Annotated in this window: 11 protein-coding genes; 8 read left to right on the top strand and 3 right to left on the bottom strand. The window is 70.4% G+C overall.

Going from position 1 to position 16,530, the window contains the following annotated elements:
• Positions 1-10 precede the first annotated feature (10 nt).
• The 7 genes from AQJ54_RS35020 to larE all read left to right on the top strand — a co-directional run bounded on the left by AQJ54_RS35020 (position 11) and on the right by larE (position 6,766).
• Positions 11-1,045, top strand: a complete 1,035-nt coding sequence (locus tag AQJ54_RS35020) for an SDR family oxidoreductase (RefSeq protein ID WP_062030865.1) — start codon at positions 11-13, stop codon at positions 1,043-1,045.
• Positions 1,046-1,516: 471 nt separating this feature from the next.
• Entirely contained in the window at positions 1,517-2,239 is a 723-nt protein-coding gene (locus tag AQJ54_RS35015; protein WP_062244351.1) for a FadR/GntR family transcriptional regulator, read from the top strand.
• A complete protein-coding gene (locus AQJ54_RS46990; RefSeq protein ID WP_248845497.1) occupies positions 2,170-2,814 on the top strand; it encodes an amidohydrolase family protein in 645 nt (214 codons plus the stop codon). Before AQJ54_RS35015 ends, AQJ54_RS46990 begins: the two co-directional genes overlap by 70 nt.
• Positions 2,811-4,091, top strand: a complete 1,281-nt coding sequence (gene larA / locus AQJ54_RS35005; protein ID WP_062244348.1) for a nickel-dependent lactate racemase — start codon at positions 2,811-2,813, stop codon at positions 4,089-4,091. Before AQJ54_RS46990 ends, larA begins: the two co-directional genes overlap by 4 nt.
• On the top strand, positions 4,088-4,774 hold the full coding sequence (larB, locus tag AQJ54_RS35000) for a nickel pincer cofactor biosynthesis protein LarB (RefSeq protein WP_062030871.1): 687 nt from the start codon (positions 4,088-4,090) through the stop codon (positions 4,772-4,774). The genes larA and larB overlap by 4 nt, the downstream gene beginning before the upstream one ends.
• Positions 4,771-5,943 (top strand): nickel pincer cofactor biosynthesis protein LarC, encoded by a 1,173-nt coding sequence (gene larC / locus AQJ54_RS34995; protein ID WP_062244346.1) that lies wholly within the window; start codon positions 4,771-4,773, stop codon positions 5,941-5,943. The genes larB and larC overlap by 4 nt, the downstream gene beginning before the upstream one ends.
• On the top strand, positions 5,936-6,766 hold the full coding sequence (larE, locus tag AQJ54_RS34990) for an ATP-dependent sacrificial sulfur transferase LarE (RefSeq protein WP_107121199.1): 831 nt from the start codon (positions 5,936-5,938) through the stop codon (positions 6,764-6,766). Before larC ends, larE begins: the two co-directional genes overlap by 8 nt.
• A gap of 6 nt (positions 6,767-6,772) precedes the next feature.
• Here the strand turns inward: larE and AQJ54_RS34985 are convergent, their stop codons facing one another.
• Entirely contained in the window at positions 6,773-9,199 is a 2,427-nt protein-coding gene (locus AQJ54_RS34985; protein ID WP_062244343.1) for an ATP-binding SpoIIE family protein phosphatase, read from the bottom strand.
• Between the two features lie 325 nt (positions 9,200-9,524).
• Between AQJ54_RS34985 and AQJ54_RS34980 the strand changes: the two genes are divergently transcribed.
• The gene (locus AQJ54_RS34980) at positions 9,525-12,218 is read left to right on the top strand and encodes an RICIN domain-containing protein (RefSeq protein WP_062244339.1); all 2,694 of its coding nucleotides are present in this window, start codon (positions 9,525-9,527) and stop codon (positions 12,216-12,218) included.
• 80 nt (positions 12,219-12,298) lie between these two features.
• Here AQJ54_RS34980 and AQJ54_RS34975 read toward each other — a convergent pair whose 3' ends face one another.
• Together AQJ54_RS34975 and AQJ54_RS34970 are read right to left on the bottom strand one after the other, a co-directional pair.
• Positions 12,299-15,454: an RICIN domain-containing protein gene (locus tag AQJ54_RS34975; protein ID WP_062244336.1), complete on the bottom strand. Its 3,156-nt coding sequence runs from the start codon at positions 15,452-15,454 to the stop codon at positions 12,299-12,301.
• A 50-nt stretch (positions 15,455-15,504) separates the two neighbouring features.
• Positions 15,505-16,515 carry an aldo/keto reductase gene (locus tag AQJ54_RS34970; protein ID WP_062244334.1) on the bottom strand — a complete coding sequence of 337 codons (1,011 nt, stop codon included), beginning with the start codon at positions 16,513-16,515 and terminating at the stop codon, positions 15,505-15,507.
• Positions 16,516-16,530 lie beyond the last annotated feature (15 nt).

Here is a 16,530-nt window from a genome sequence, read left to right as displayed (position 1 = left end):
GGAGAGACAGATGACACAGGTACTGGTCACCGGAGGAACCGGATTCATCGGGAGCTGGTGCATCCAGGCCCTGCTGGAGGCCGGGCACACGGTCCGCACCACGGTCCGCGACCTGCGGCGCGAGCCCGCGCTGCGCTCCTGGCTGCACACCGCCACACCGTTCGACGACGACCGGCTCACCGTCGTGCGCGCCGACCTCGAACAGCCCGAGGGCTGGGATGCCGCCGTCGCCGGCTGCGAGTTCGTCCTGCACGTCGCCTCGCCGACCCTGCGCCACACGCCGGCCAACGACGACGACCTGGTGGTCCCGGCACGCGAGGGCGTCCTGCGGGTGCTGCGCGCCGCCCGTGACGCCGGTGTCCGCCGCACCGTCCTGACCAGCGCCTTCGGTGCCGTCGGGATCGGGCACCCGCCGCGCTCGACCCCGTTCACCGAGGAGGACTGGACGGACGTCGACAGCGACATCCCGCCCTACCAGCGGTCCAAGACACTCGCCGAACGCGCCGCGTGGCAGTTCATCCAGGACGAGGGTGGCGGCCTGGAACTGGCGGCGGTTCATCCCGTGGGTGTCCTCGGCCCCCTGCTCGGCCTGGACGACCCGCCGTCTCTGCGCCTGGTCCGCAGAATGCTCGAAGGACAGGTTCCCGCGTGCCCTCCCTTCGGGATGGGCTTCGTCGACGTGCGCGACGTCGCGGACCTGCACCTGCGTGCGATGACCGACCCAGCAGCCGCCGGCGAACGTTTCCTGGCCATCGCCGGGCACAGCCTGCGCGTCATCGACATCGCACGCATCCTGCACGACCGCCTCGGCGAGCGCGCCGCGAAGGCCCCGACCCGTGAACTGCCCGTGTGGGCCGCTCGCGCCCTGGGCATCGTGAACCCGGAACTGCGCCTGCTCAAGCACCAGCTCGGCCGGGACCTCGACGCCACGAGCTCCAAGGCGGAGAAGCTCCTCGGATGGCGGGCCCGTCCCATCGAGGACACCATCGCAGACACCGCCGAGAGCCTCCTCGCCCACGGCATCGGAACGAAGACCGCCTCGTAGCCGAGCGGCGCGACCGCTTTGAGGCGCCGAGGGTGCGGTGGGCCGGGGCTCCGGAGCAACTGTGTCCGCTGGTGCCTGGCAATAGCCTGCGCCCCCCCGAGCCAGTTGGGTGTCGTCGTGCAGGCGGGGCAGCCGGACGGCAGCCGGCGGGAGAGGGCGCAGACCGACGACCAGCGGGGCCCCCGCGTCCGCGCGTCCGTGAGGGGTCATGGCAAAGCACCTGTTGTCATATGCCTTGGGTATGTCCTGGTGCGAGCAGCAGGTCCCGGACATGGGATGAGTTCAAATTGGCGCTGGGACATGATGTCCATAGCCCGCACCGAATCAATTTCGTCCACCCCTGATCAACCCGCATGCGTAGGCGTCACTAGCCGGCAGGAGAGGCCGTAGCAGTCATCCCATCTCTTCCGTACCCATGGGATGTATTGCTACGGTGCCGCTTGCGCACGCACTCAGAGGGGACGGCGATCCATGTCACTCACCGACAAGGCCATCGACCGCATCAGGGAGCTCATCCAGTCCGGTGAGCTGGCGCCGGGAGCCAAGCTGTCGCCCGAGCCGCAGCTCGCCGCGGAGCTCGGGCTGTCCCGGAACCTGACGCGGGAGGCCGTGAAGGCCCTGGTCGTCTCCCGGGTGCTGGAGATCCGGCGCGGTGACGGCACCTATGTGACCAGCCTCGAACCGGAGCTGCTGCTCAGCGGCATCGGCTCCGCCGTGGAGCTGCTGCACGGCGACACCCTGCTGGAGCTGACGGAGGTGCGCCGGCTGTTCGAGCCGGTCGCCACCGCCCTGGCCGCGACCCGGATCTCGGCCGTCGCCCTCGGCGAGGTGGAGCGACACCTGGACGCGATGCGCGCCGCCCGCGAGGACGTGGAACTGCTCAACGAGCACGACACGGCCTTCCACCGCACGGTCGTCGCGGCCACCGGGAACGCCACGCTCGCCGCCCTGCTGGAGGGCATCTCCAGTCGCACCGTGCGCGCCCGGATCTGGCGCGGCCTGGTCGACGACAACGCCGCCGCGCGCACCGTCGCCGAGCACGAGGCCATCTACCAGGCCCTCGCGGTCGGGGACGCGGCCCTCGCGCAGGCCGCGGCCCTGCTGCACGTCACCACGACGGAGCGGTGGCTGCGCGCGCACTGGGGCGCCGAGGACGGCCGCGCCTCGCGCGACCTGGCCGGCGCGGAGGCCTGAGCCGGGCGGCGCCTACGCCTGCGCCTGAGCCGGCAGTCGAACGCCGCGCTAACCCCCTTCGCAGTCGCCGACTCCCCGGTCACCGACCTCGCAGCCGCCGGCCCCCCGGCGCCCGCCTTCCCCGACCGATCGCTCATCCCCATCCAGGAGAACCCGATGAGACAGCTGCGTGGGGCCCGCCCGGCCTGGAGCGCCCCGCCGTCCTCATCTCCAAGCCGCCCATCGCCTCGGGCGAGCGGGAGCCCTGGGCCGGCCGGATCCGTGAGCCGGCCGCCGAGCCCAACGTGTTCCGCAAGCTGTCCGGCACGGTCACCGAGGCCGACCGGGACAGCCGGACCACGTCCTACCTGCGCCTGTACGCCGACGTCGTGCTGGGCGCCTTCGGCCCGTCCCGGGTGATGTTCGGCTCCGACTGGCCGGTGTGCCCGCCGGCCGCCTCCTACCAGGAGTTCGTCCGCACCACCGAGGAACTCACCTCCGGCTTGAACGCCGTAGAGCGGGCCGAGGTCTTCGGGGGCACCGCGGCCCGCGCCTACCGACTCCCCCTGGACCGACCGCGTGAGGAAGCCCCGTGAAAGTACGTCTGGCCTACGGCCGGTCGGGACTCGACATCGACGTCGACCCGCGCACAGCGACCGTCGTCGAACCCGTCCACCACGAAGCCGCCCCGGACCAGTCGGCGGTGCTGCGCGCGGCCCTGCGCGACCCCGTTGCCGGACCGCCGCTGCGCGAGCGGGTCCGGCCGGGGCAGACGGTCGCGATCTCGGCCTGCGACGGCACCCGCCCCCAGCCGCGCCACCTGATGATCCCGGCCGTCCTCGACGAACTCGACGGGATCGTCCGCCTGGAGGACGTCGTCGTCCTCGTCGCGACCGGCACCCACCGCGGCAACAGCGAGGCCGAACTGCGCGCGATGTTCGGCGACGAGGTCGTGGACAGCGTACGGATCGTCAACCACGACGCCCGTGACGCCGGGCAGCTGACCTGGATGGGCACGTACGGCAAGGACGTGCCGGTGTGGCTGAACCGGGAGTGGGTGGAGGCGGACGTCCGTATCACCACCGGGTTCGTCGAACCGCACTTCTTCGCCGGGTTCTCGGGCGGGCCCAAGCTCGTCGCCCCCGGCCTCGCCGCGCTGGAGACCGTGCTCGTCCTGCACGACGCGGCCCGGATCGGCGACCCGCGCGCCACCTGGGGCGTCATCCACGGCAACCCGGTCCACGACGACGTACGCGCCATCGCCGAGGCCACCGGCGTGACGTTCGCGCTGGACGTGGTGCTCAACCGGGACAAGGACGTTGTGGCCGCGTTCGGCGGTGATCTGCTGCCGATGCACGCGGCGGCCACGGCGGCGGCCAAGCGCATGGCGATGCGCCCGGTGCCCGCGCCGTTCGACGTCGTCGTCACCACCAACTCCGGCTTCCCGCTGGACCAGAACCTCTACCAGGCGGTCAAGGGCATGTCCGCCGCCTACCAGGTGGTCCGTCCCGGCGGGACGATCGTCTGCGCCGCCGAGTGCCGTGACGGCTTCCCCGACCACGGCTCCTACCGCGAGGTCCTCGCCTCCGCCGCCTCGCCCCAGGCGCTGTTCGACGACATCAGCGCCCGCACCGAGACCGTGCCCGACCAGTGGCAGGTACAGATCCAGGCGCGCATCCAGTCCGGCAGCCGGGTCGTCATGCGCACCGGCTTCCTCAGCGACGCCGACCTGGCCACCGCCCACCTCGAACAGACGCGGGACATCTCGGCCACCGTCGCCGAGGCCCTGGCCGCCGCCGGTCCTGGCGCCCGCGTGTGCGTCCTGCCCGAGGGACCGCAGACCATCCCGTACGTCGACGGGGCCCGGTCATGAGCGAGGTGCTTAACCTGGGCTTCGCCCGCCTCGACCTGGACCGCGAGGCCCGCCAGGGACTGCCCGAGGTCGTCTACGGCCCCGGCAAGACCCCGGAGCAGATCGTCGGCATCGTCACCGGGCTGCTGACCCACAACACCGGCCCGGTGCTCGTCACCCGCGTCGCCCCGGAGACCGCCGAGACCGTCCTGGCGTCCGTGGACGGCGGCTCGTACGACGCGGAGGCCCGGCTGCTGCTGTGGCGCCCCGCCGCCACCGGGTCGTTCTCCGTGCTCGTGGCCGCCGCCGGAACGTCCGACCGGCCGGTCGCCGCGGAGGCCGTCGCCGTGGCGAGCGCGGTCGGCCTGGACACCAGCGCCGTCCACGACGTCGGCGTGGCCGGACTCGACCGCATCCTCCAGGTCCGGGACCGACTCCGGGCCGCGGACGCGGTGATCGTCGTCGCCGGCATGGAGGGCGCCCTCGCGAGCGTCGTCGGCGGCCTGGTCCGCGCACCGGTCGTCGCGGTCCCCGTGTCCACCGGCTACGGCGCCTCCCTGGAGGGCGTCACCGCGCTGCTCGCCATGCATGCCTCCTGCGCCGCCGGGGTGACCGTGGTCAACATCGACTCCGGCTTCTCGGCCGCGATGGCGGTCCACCGCATCGCCCAGACCCACGGCCACCGTGGAGAGGACGACCGGTGATCTGCTGGATCAACCCCTTCACGGGCCTGGCCGGCGACATGCTGCTGGCCGCGCTCATCGACGCCGGGGCACCCCTGGACCGTATCCGGGCCGCGATCGAGGCCACCGGCCTGACCGATTGGGAGCTGACCGCCGAGCGCGTCACCGACCACGGCCTGTCCGCCACCCGGGTCCAAGTGCACGTCACGGACCCGGTCACCGAGCGCCACGCGGCCGAGGTCATCGCCCTCGCCTCCCGGGCCGCCCCCGAGCCCGTGGCGGCCCTCGCGGTCGCCGCCGTGACCGCTGTCGCCGAGGTGGAGGGCCGCCTGCACGGCACGGACCCGGCCCGGGTCCACCTGCACGAACTGGGCGGCCACGACACCCTGGTCGACATCGTCGGCACGGCCGCCGCCCTGCACGCCCTCGGCGTCACCGAGGTCGTCAGTTCGCCGCTGCCGCTCGGCCGGGGACGCATCGACGCGGCCCACGGCGTCCTGCCCTGCCCAGCCCCGGCGACGCTCGCGCTGCTCGCCGGAGCCGCGGTCACCGGCACCGACCTGCCGGGGGAGACCGTGACCCCGACCGGCGCCGCCCTGCTGCGTGCCTCGGGCGCCCGGTACGGCCCACCGCCCCCGATGACCCTGGGGCCCACCGGCTACGGCGCGGGCACCCGGCGCCTGCCCGACCGCCCCAACGTCGTCGCCGTCACCCTCGGGGAGCCGGCCGGTACCGGTCAGGAGGACGTCGTCGTCCTGGAGACCAACCTCGACGACGTGACCGGCGAGATCCTCGGCCACACCATCGCCCGGGCCATGGCGGCGGGGGCCCTCGACGCCTGGGCCACCCCCGCCGTGATGAAGAAGGGCCGCCCCGCGCAGGTCCTGCACGTGCTCACCACGCCCGAGCACGAACGGCCGCTGCGGGACCTCGTGCTGGCCGAGACCGGCAGCCTCGGCATCCGCCGCCTCACCGCGACCCGCACCACGCTGCCCCGCCGCTTCGAGACCGTGGACGTCGACGGGCACCCGGTGCGGATCAAACACGGTCCGTACCGGTCCAAGCCCGAACACGACGACCTGGTCGCGGCGGCGCCCCGACTGGGCCTGTCCCTGCGCGAGGTGGCTGATCGTGCGCTGAACGGGCAGGCCCAGGACCAGCCGCCGAAGGAGAGGGGAAACCGTGGGTGACGACACGCACGAACAGCGCCTGCTGGACCGTATGCGGGCCATCGGACCGCTCGCCGTGGCCTACTCCGGGGGCGCGGACTCCGCTCTGGTCCTCGCCGCCGCGGTCCGTGCCCTCGGTCCCGAGCGGGTCCTGGCCGTCACCGCCGTCTCCGAGAGCCTGGCCGCGGAGGAACTCCCCAGAGCCGCGGGGCTCGCCGAGAGCCTGGGCGTGGTCCACCTGACCCCGCGCACCGAGGAGCTCTCCCGTCCCGGCTACCGGGCCAACGGCCGCGACCGCTGCTACTTCTGCAAGTCCGAGGTCCTGGACACCATCACCGCCCTCGCCCGCGAGCACGGCCACGACCAGGTCGCCACCGGCACCAACGCCGACGACGCCCGCGACCCGTACCGCCCGGGCATCCGGGCCGGCCGCGAACGCGGCATCCACACCCCGCTCCTCGACACCGGCCTGGACAAGGCGACCGTACGGCGGCTCAGCCGGACCTGGTCCCTGCCGACCTGGGACAAACCGGCGACCCCCTGCCTGGCCAGCCGGATCCGCTACGGCGTCGAGGTCACCCCGTACCGTCTCGCCCGCGTCGACCGCGCGGAGACCGCCGTACGGGCCCTCCTCGCCGACGCCGGACTGACGGTGACGGATCTGCGGGTCCGTGACCTCGGGGACTCGGTGCGTCTGGAGATCGACTCCGGGCTGGTGGAGCGGGTCGCGGCGCACCCGGGAATCCCCGGGGCCCTGGCGACCGCAGGGTACGGCGAAGTACCCCACGATGTCGGGCCGTTCCGGTCGGGAGGGCTCAACGTGGAGCCCCGAGCGGGCGGTTGAGGAGGATCAGTCCGGCAGCGGCAGCTCCGCCCAGATCGTCTTGCCGGTGGCGGTCTGGCGGCTGCCCCAGCGCTCCGCGAGCTGGGCGACGAGCAGCAGTCCGCGTCCCCCCTCGTCGAAGGTGCGGGCCCGGCGCAGGTGCGGGGCGGTGCTGCTGCCGTCGGAGACCTCGCAGATGAGCGTGTCGCCACGCAGGAGCCGCAGCTCGATGGGCGCGCTGCCGTAGCGGATGGCGTTGGTGACCAGTTCGCTGACGATCAGTTCGGTGGCGAAACCCAGCTCGTCCAGTCCCCACGCGGTCAGCTGGTCGCTCGCCTCGCGGCGGGCCCCGGCGACCTGGGCGGGGTCGGTCGGCAGCCGCCAGGTGTGCACCCGGTCGGCGTCGAGCGCCGAGGTGCGGGCCAGGAGCAGCACGATGTCGTCGGCCGGGGCGGCGGGTATCACCTTGCGGACGACCTGGTCGCAGAGGTCCTCCAGGCCCGAGGGCGGATGGGCCAGCGCGTCCCGCAGCAGGCCGAGCCCCCGGTCGATGTCACGGTCGGCGGCCTCGATCAGCCCGTCCGTGTAGAGGGCGAGCACGCTGCCCTCGTCCAGTTCGACCTCGACGGCCTCGAACGGCAGCCCTCCCACACCCAGCGGCGGGCCTGCGGGCAGGTCGAGGAACCGGACCGTGCCGTCGGGCGCCACCAGGGCCGGCGGCGGGTGTCCTGCCCGGGCCATCCGGCAGGTGCAGGAGACCGGGTCGTAGACGGCGTACAGGCAGGTGGCGCCCACCTCTCCCGATGCCCCGCTCGGCAGGCCGCGTGCCTCGGGACCCTCCTCCCGGTCCAGCCGGACGACGAGGTCGTCGAGCTGGGTGAGCAGTTCGTCGGGGGCGAGATCCACGTCGGCGAGCGTGCGCACGGCGGTCCGCAGACGGCCCATCGTGGCCGAGGCGTGGATGCCGTGCCCCACCACGTCGCCCACCACGAGGGCCACGCGACCCCCGGACAGCGGGATGACGTCGAACCAGTCGCCCCCGACCCCGCTCGCGGAACCCGCCGGCAGGTACCGGTACGCGAGGTCCACCGCCGCGGGCGCGGGCAATCGCTCGGGCAGCAGGCTGCGCTGGAGCGCGAGGGCCGTCCGGCGCTCCTGGGAGTAGCGGCGGGCGTTGTCTATGCTCACGGCGGCCCGCGCGGCCATCTCCTCGGCCAGCAGCAGGTCGTCGTCGCCGAAGGCCTCCGGGGTGCGGTGCCGGACCAGGTGAACCAGCCCCAGGGTGACGCCACGGGCGCGCAGCGGCACCAGCAGGACCGAGTGCATCCCGAACCGCCGTACGGCCTCACCGCGCGCCGGGGACTCGGTCAGGTACTCGCGCAGCACCGGATCGCTGATCCGGTGCCGGGTGCCCCGGCCGGTGCGCAGCGCCAGGGCCGCCGGGGAGTGCGCGGGCCGGGTGGTGGTCTCTCCCACCGCCACCGCGGCCTCGGGACAGCCCGGGAGCACCGAGGCGTGGGCGCAGCGGGACAGGACGACCGGTCCCGTGGGCGACACGGCTTCCGGTTCGTCCCCGCGTACGACGGACTCCAGCAGGTCGACGACGACGTAGTCGGCGAACCCCGAGACGGCCACGTCGGCGAGCTCCTCCGCGGTCCGCGTCACGTCGAGGGTGCTGCCGATGCGCGCACTGGCCTCGTTGAGCACCTCCAGGCGGCGTCGGGCCCAGTACTGCTCGGTGGTGTCGATGACCAGCGCCGACAGGCCCTGCACCGAGCCGCCCGGCTCCTTGAGCGGCGTGAGATAGACCGACCAGGCGTGGTCCTGGACCTCGCCGGGGGCCCGGCCGGGCCGCTGCTCCCTGTAGAGGGCTTCCCCGGTGCGCAGCACCCGGCGCTGGAGGTGGTCCATCTCCCGGTGGCTCGCCTGGATCTCGGTGAGGGTCAGTCCCTTCATCTCGTCGCTGGTCATGCCCATGGCCTGGCTCATGATCTGGTTGCAGGCCACGAAACGGGCCTGGTCGTCGTATACGGCGACGGACAGCGGAAGCTGCGCGAGCGCCCGGTCCCACAGCACCGCGGCATCCGCCTCCCCCGGACCGGAGGCGTACGTCGTGGCCGCGCCCGTGACCAGCCAGAGCGGGCCGGTCTCGCCGGCGGGCAGGGGGGTGCCGGACAACCGCACGAGGACCCGGTCGCCGTGGCGGTGGCGCAGGACCACGTCACTCGTCCAGGGCTCCGCGGCGGACAGGCGGCGCCCGGCGGAGTGGGGCAAGTCCGCGGCGAGGAAGTCGGCGGCCGGACGGCCCACGATCTCGTCGGAGGTGTGTCCGAGCAGCGCCTGGGCGCCCGCGCTGCACGCCATGATCCGCAGCCCGGCGTCGATGACGACCGCGAAGTCCTCGGGTACTCCGGTGCCCGCCGCCGCACCGGAGACTTCGGACTGGTTGCCCATGGGACGACCCACTCTCACTCATGCCGTGACGGCGCCCGCCGGTGGCGCGTCACGGGCGGTGGGTCAAGCATCCCGCCCGGACCCGCCTGACTCAACCGAAACGAGCCGTCTACAGAATGAGTACTACTCATTAGAAATCGCTTGGAGTGATGAATTCCGGCTCGCGCGGTGAGTGGACCGCCCTCATCTGCCCATCTGCCAGGCGCGTTGCACGTTGTGCTGAGAGAGCGGCGAAAAATGTTTCTGTCCCATCTCTTGACGCACTCTCAGCCTGGCCCTGATAAATGCAACTCATGAGCAACGTGGCTCGGAGAGGAACCCGCACATGAGACCCCTGCGTACAGGCGCCGGACTGGCCAAGGCACTCGCGGCCGGAGTCGTCGTCTTCGCGACCCTGGTGCCGGCCCAGTCGGCACAGGCCGCCACCGTCAACTTCTACGTCGACCCCACCGGCGGCAACGACAGCAACTCCGGTACCAGCACCAGTGCCGCCTTCAAGACCATCCAGGCCGCCAAGGCCGCGGTCCGGGCCGTGAACGCGAACATGTCCGACGACATCGTCGTGAACCTGCGCGGCGGCACCTACCCCCTCACCGCCCCCATCAGCTTCGGCACCAGCGACTCCGGCACGAACGGCCACACGGTCGTCTACCAGGCGTACAACAACGAGACGCCCGTGATCAGCGGCGGCAAGTCGATCACCGGCTGGACCGCGGCCGTCAACGGCGAGTACAAGGCATCGGTGGGCAGCCTCAACTTCCGGCAGCTGTACGTCAACGGGGTCCGCGCCACCCGGGCCCGCTTCCCCGACGTCGGTTCGGACTTCCAGCTCCAGGGCAGCGACAAGACCAACAAGCTGCTGAAGGTGCTCAGCTCCCAGGTCTCCAACTGGAACAACCTCAGCCAGGTCGAGATGATGCTGGAGACGCAGTGGGGCGAGAGCTACCTGCGGCTGAAGTCGATCAGCTCCGCCAACGGCATCGCCAACATCTCGATCCAGGACCATGAGGCGGGCATCCTCTTCCAGAGGCCCTTCCCGGTCCTCGCCGACGGCTCTCCGCTGCACTTCGAGAACGCCCACGAGTTCCTCAACGAACCGGGCGAGTTCTACGTCGACACGGCCGCGCAGACCGTCTACTACAAGCCCCGCCCCGGCGAGGACATGTCCACGGCCACCGTGCAGGCGCCCACGGTGCAGACGCTCTTCGACATCAAGGGCACGAGCCTCGACAGCCCCGTCCACGACCTGCGCTTCTCCGGGATCACCTTCGCTCAGACCACCTGGATGGAAGCGACGAACAACGGTTACCTCAACGCCCAGGGCGGCAACTACAACCTCTCGGCCAACAACTCCAACCAGCAGTACGTGGGCCGTCCGCCGGCCGGGGTCCAGGCGGCGGACGCCGACCGCCTCTCCTTCACCGGCAACACTTTCACGCAGATGGGCGCCAGCGCCCTGGACCTCTCCCACGGCGTGCACGCCAGCACCGTGACCGGCAACCTCGTCTACGACATCGCCGGCAACGGCATCATGGTCGGCAAGTTCTCCGACCCGACCGTCGAGTACCACACCGTCTACAACCCGCCCACCTCACCCGCCGGTGAGGACGCCCGCGAGGTCGTCAAGAACATCACCGTCAAGAACAACCTGATCACCCGCATCGGCGAGGACTACCTGGGCACCGCCGCCATCGACGCGGGCTTCGTCAACAGCACCACCATCGACCACAACGACATCTCCGACACCCCGTGGGCCGCCATCTCGCTCGGCTGGGGCTGGCAGTCGGCGGCCAACGCCGAGGGCAACAACAGCATCAGCTACAACCGGATCGGCAACGTGATGAACCGGCTGTGCGACTCCGCCGGCATCTACCACCTCTCCAACGACCCGGGCACGGTCATCAACAACAACTACATCCACGACGTGGTGCGTTCGCCGGCCGCCTGCGGCTCGGCCGTGCCCGGCATCTACACCGACGAGGGCTCGGACAACATGACCCTGTCGAACAACGTGCTGTCGCACACCGACGGGTTCATCAACCAGAACCGCAACGGCTCCAACGTCACGCTCACCAACAACACCACGTCCGGTGACACTGTCATCAAGGCCTCAGGCCTCGAGTCCGCCTACCAGGGGCTGGCCGCGAAGCTCAACCTCGCCTACAACAAGCCGGCCTCGGCCTCCTCGGTCTACGGGGCCGGGAACGTGGCCTCCAAGGGCAACGACAACGACGGCTCCACCGGGTGGTCGCCGACCGGCAGCGACACCTCGGCCTGGTGGCAGGTCGACCTCGGACAGGCCTACCAGCTCGGCCAGTACTCCCTGACCACCCGCCAGGACCTCGACCAGTCCGAGACGCGCAGCAACTTCGAGATCCGCGGCTCCAACGACCCGTCGTTCGCCACCTACACCGTGCTGGGACGCCAGGGCGCCACCACCCTGCCGCTCGCCTCGACGCTCACGGGCAACATCGACGCGCGCCAGAAGTTCCGCTACCTGCGGGTCGCCAAGACCGACGGCGCCTACTTCTTCATCGGCGACTTCAGTGTCCAGCAGGCCGGCGGTGCGCTGGAGGACGCGACCGGCACGCCGAACGTCAACCCGTCGACGTACTACACCATCAAGAACGTCAACAGCGGCCAGCTGATGGACGTGTACCAGGCCTCCACCGCCGACGGCGGGAGCGTCGTCCAGTGGCCGGCCAACAGCGGCACCAACCAGCAGTGGAACATCGTCCAGGTCAGCGGCCAGCTCTACAAGATCGTCAACCGGAACAGCGGCAAGGCCCTCGACATCAACGCCTCAAATCACTACAAGGGGACCAATCTTCAGCAGTACACCTACAACGGCGGCAACAACCAGCTCTGGTACTTCGAGCCGACCAGCGGCGGATACCTCATCCGCAACTTCGAGACCGGGCAGGTCCTGGAGGTGGGTGCCGCCTCGACGGCCAACGGGGCCGCCATCGACCAGTGGATGGCACTGAACCAGTCGAACCAGGCGTGGACCATCCAGTGACCCGGTGAACCGAAAGGGCATCGGACGCCCGGCGGCCGCCCCGCGAAACGGGGCGGCCGCCGAGTGGTTCGGGTGGAGTGTCAGTCCACGTTCACGATCTTCCAGAGCTGGCTGTCGGCGCCGGTATCCGCCGACTGGACGAGCTGAGTGCCTCCGGAGGACACGGTGAGCAGGTCGTTGCTGTTCACGTTCTTGATCTTGTAGTAGCCGTTTCCGGTGGCGGTCAGGGTCCAGCGCTGGTTCGAGACGTTGCCGTCGGACGACTGGACGATGTTCGCGCCGTCCGTGGTGACGCCACCGCTGACGTCCATGAGCAGGTTGCTGTTCCGGCTGACGATCTCGTAGCTGCCGTCACCCACCGGGGCGAAGACCCAGTTCTGGTTAACGGCTCCGGAATCCGTCCACTGGATGACGTTGGCTCCGGCAGTCATCGACGCGCCCGAGACGTCGATCGCCTTGGAACTGCTCTTGTTGACGATCTTGTAGTTGGCGTTCGTCGCCGGGAACGCGATGGAGGCGAACGCGTCGACCGCGCAGACGGTGCCGGAGGAGGCAGCGTTCTTCGTGCCGGTGCACACCACCTTGATCGTGTGGGGACCCGCGGCGAGGTCCGTCTTCTCGAACAGTGGCACCTGCTTCGTCACCGTCGAGGCATAGGCGTCGATGCCCGCCTGGGCGAGAGTGCCGTCGATGTAGACGTCGACCTTGCCCATGTTCGGCTGCGTCATGCTGAGGTAGCGGACGCCCGAGCCGGTGAACGAGAACTGGGCGTAGTTGCCCGCGGTGCTCGTGAAGTTCTCGGACCCGTTCATGTCCTTGGTGTCGTTCCAGTTCGACCACGTGCCGGAATAGGTCACCCCGGCCGCCTTGTCGTCGACGTGGTTCCAGCGCTGCCGCACGAGCGCCGTGGACGCGGCGGAGGCGTTGCCCTGGGCGTCGAGGACGTAGAGGCGGTAGTCACCGGCCGCCTGCGGGACGTTGATGCTGCTCGCCGTGCCACTTGCGCTGGTCATGGTGGGACCGGCGGTGAACGTGGTGGTACCGGAGGGAGCCAGCCAAAGTGTCTTGGCCGAGTCTCCAGGGCTGCGCACCGGAATGGTCACATCGCCCTTGCCGGTGAAGACGCTGGTGGGCAGCGCGTAGTCCTGAGCGGTCGTGTTGGCGGCGGGGACGATGTCCTTGTAGGTGTCTTCCAGGCCCGCCTTCACGGCGATGCCGTAGGCCTGCGACGGCCACACGTTGTCCCGGTACACCCGCACGTTGTCGATGGTGCTGCTCGTGACGCTCTTGCTGAAGATCGTGTTGCGGGGGCCGTAGTTGTTGGTGACGGTCAGGTTGTTCTGCCGTCCCCAGGTGCCGGTGTTCATGACCCACATGACGTTCGGGTCCACGTCGAGGACGTTGTCGTGCTCGTTGATGTAGGCGGAGCCTTCGTCGGGGTGGATGCCGTAGCGGTGACCGGCCGGTTCGCCCTGGATGAAGTTGTTGCTGATCTCGGTGCCTGGCTGGCTGCCGAGCGTGTAGATGGGAGCGGAGTCCCCGAGCACCTGCATGGTGTTGAGGAGCTCGTTGTACTTGACGGTGTTGTTCTTCGCCGTAGTGGTCGGGCTTCCCGGGTAGATGACGTTGGAGTTCTGCGTTCCGTCGAAGTTGTCCCATCCCCAGCCGAGCGTGATGCCCGCCCACGGGGACTTCTCGATCCGGTTGTGCTCCAGGTCCAGGGTGTCGACGAAGTACGCGGACACCGGGCTGGAGCCCTGGAACAGCACCGCGCTGTCGTAGAGGTAGTTGTCCGTGACGGTGATGTTCTTGCAGACGCCCTCGACGCCCACCGGGTACTTCTCGTGGGGGTCGTTCGGGTCGGGGTCCGCGGTCCCGATGTACACGTGCTGGGGGTGCCCCACGGTCAGGGCGGATCCGGCGATGTCATTGGTGAAGTTGCCGGTCAGCTGCGAGTTCGTCACGTCGTTGGCCAGGGTGATCCCGTCGGCACCGATGTGCTGCACCGTGTTGCGCTGGAGGACGATCCCGTCGGCGCTCTCGATCTGGACGGCCGCCGGCGGCAGGTCGACGTTGCGGTACGAGTACGCGTGGAAGTTCTTCGTCGTGTACACGTTCGCGCTGGCGTTGCCCTGCTGGCCCTGCCGGAACACGGAACCCGCCACATTGGTCAGGTTCCAGTCGGAGTCCTGGACCGTGAGTCCGGAGAGGGTGATGTTCTTCGCGTGGTCGGTCGTGGACGTGCCGGCGATCTTGATGATGGTGGACACGTTGTTCGGGGCGAAGACCTGCGCCGTCGACATGTCGTCCGAGGCGGCCTTGTAGTAGTAGACCGTGTGGGTGGACTTGTCGAAGTAGAACTCGCCCGGCTGGTCCAGGAACTCGTACGCGTTCATGAACGTCTGGGTGCCGGTGGGCTGGAAGTTGGCGTTGAACGCGGCCTGGGCTATCGCCGCGCCGGGCTCCTGGAGCTTGGCGACGCGGTTGGCGCCGTCCGAGCTCGTGGTGACCTGGCTGACGCCCACGATCGAGGTGGTCCAGGTCGTCGCCGTCTTGATCTCGACGTCGTCCTGGTTGGACGCGATGGCCGGCAGGTCGGAAAGGCTGTACTTGATCTGGTCGCACGTCGTCTTGGGCGAGTCCCAGGCCCAGGAGGGCTGGGGGCTCGGGAAGGCGTAGTTCGCGTAGCAGCCCGCCGAGGTGATCGTCTTCGAGGCCATCTGGGCGCGCTTGCCGTTGACGTAGAGGGCGCGGAGCTTGTTGTCGCGGTTGAGAGTGGCTTTCCAGATGTTCCCGCTCTGCTGGGTCCAGCCGGTCACGGGGACACCGCCGTCAAGGACCGGCTTCTCGCCCGGGTAGGCGGCGTAGACGATCTGGTGCCCGTTCGTGCCGGAGTCGGCCGACGTGAAGCTGATGGTGCTGGTCACCGGGTAGGTGCCGCCCCGGAGGAAGACGTTGATGTCTCCGGTCATGTTGCTGTTGACCGTGCGCACGACGTCCCGCGCGTGCTGGAGGGTCTTGAAGGGCGCCGAGATCGTGCCGGCGTTGGAGTCGTCACCGTTGGGGGCGACGTAGTACGTCGCCTGGGTGGCGGCCGAGGCCGGGGTGGGCGTCGTGAGGGAGGTCAGCACGGTGGCCGAGACCGCCATCGTGAGCGCTGCCCGGAGGAGGCACAGGCCCCGGGAGACGGGGGGTCTGCCCCTCTTCGGGGTGCGGGTGTCGGGGGACGTGGACATGGGCGGCTCCAGAAGTGTGCTCGGACGACGGCGTGGTGCCGTCGTGCCGATCAGGAACGGCGGGGGTACCGCTCCTCGTTCGTGATGGGCACATCGGCCCTGATCAGCCCCTGTGCGCGCAGCTCGTCCCAGAGGCCGTCGGGGATGGGTCGCGCGTGCAGTTCGACATTGCGCCGGACCTGTTCCGCGGTGCGCATGCCCAGGGTGACGTTGACGACGGCGGGGTGTGCGAAGGGGAAGGCGATGGCGGCGGCCGGAAGCGTGGTGCCGTATTGCTCGCAGACCTCGGCGATGGCCAGGGCCCGCTGTACGAGGTCGGTCGGGGCGTCCTGGTAGTCGTACTTCATGCCTTCGGCGGGCCGGTCCTGGGAGAGCAGTCCGGAGTTGAAGACGCCGACGGCGACCACGCTCTTGCCGTGGGCCTGTGCGGCGGGCAGGACGTCGTCGAGGGCGGACTGGTCGAGGAGGGTGTAGCGCCCGGCGAGCATGACCACGTCGGCGGCGGTCTCGCGCAGGAAGCGGGCGAGCATGGCGGACTGGTTCATGCCGGCGCCGATCGCCCCGATCACGCCCTGGTCGCGGAGTTCGGCGAGCGCGGGCATGGCCTCGTCGGCGGCCTGCTGCCAGTGGTCGTCGGGGTCGTGGAGGTAGACGACGTCGATGCGGTCCAGGCCGGTGCGCTCCAGTGTCTCCTCAAGGGAGCGGAGGACGCCGTCGCGGCTGAAGTCCCACTGGCGGCGCAGGTCGTCCCGTACGACGAACCCGTCGTCGTCGACGCCCCGCGGATGCTCGTTGGGGACCAGGAGGCGGCCCACCTTGGAGGACACGACGTACTCGTGGCGTGGGCGGTCGCGAAGGGCGGCACCGAGCCGGCGTTCGGAGAGGCCGAGGCCGTAGTGCGGCGCGGTGTCGAAGTAGCGGATGCCGGCGTCCCAGGCGGCGTCGATCGCGGCCGACGCGGTCCGGGGGGCGGTGACCCGGTACAGGTTGCCGATCACCGCGGCGCCGAAGCCGAGTTCGGTGACCTCGACGGGGGTGTGAGGGATCTTTCGGCGGTGCAAGGGATGCTCCTGAGA

Origin of the sequence: Streptomyces griseorubiginosus (genome assembly GCF_001514195.1) — a bacterium.
Lineage (GTDB): Bacteria > Actinomycetota > Actinomycetes > Streptomycetales > Streptomycetaceae > Streptomyces > Streptomyces griseorubiginosus.
The sequence above is the reverse complement of the archived record's forward strand: the minus strand, read 5'-3'. Positions and strand labels throughout refer to the sequence as shown.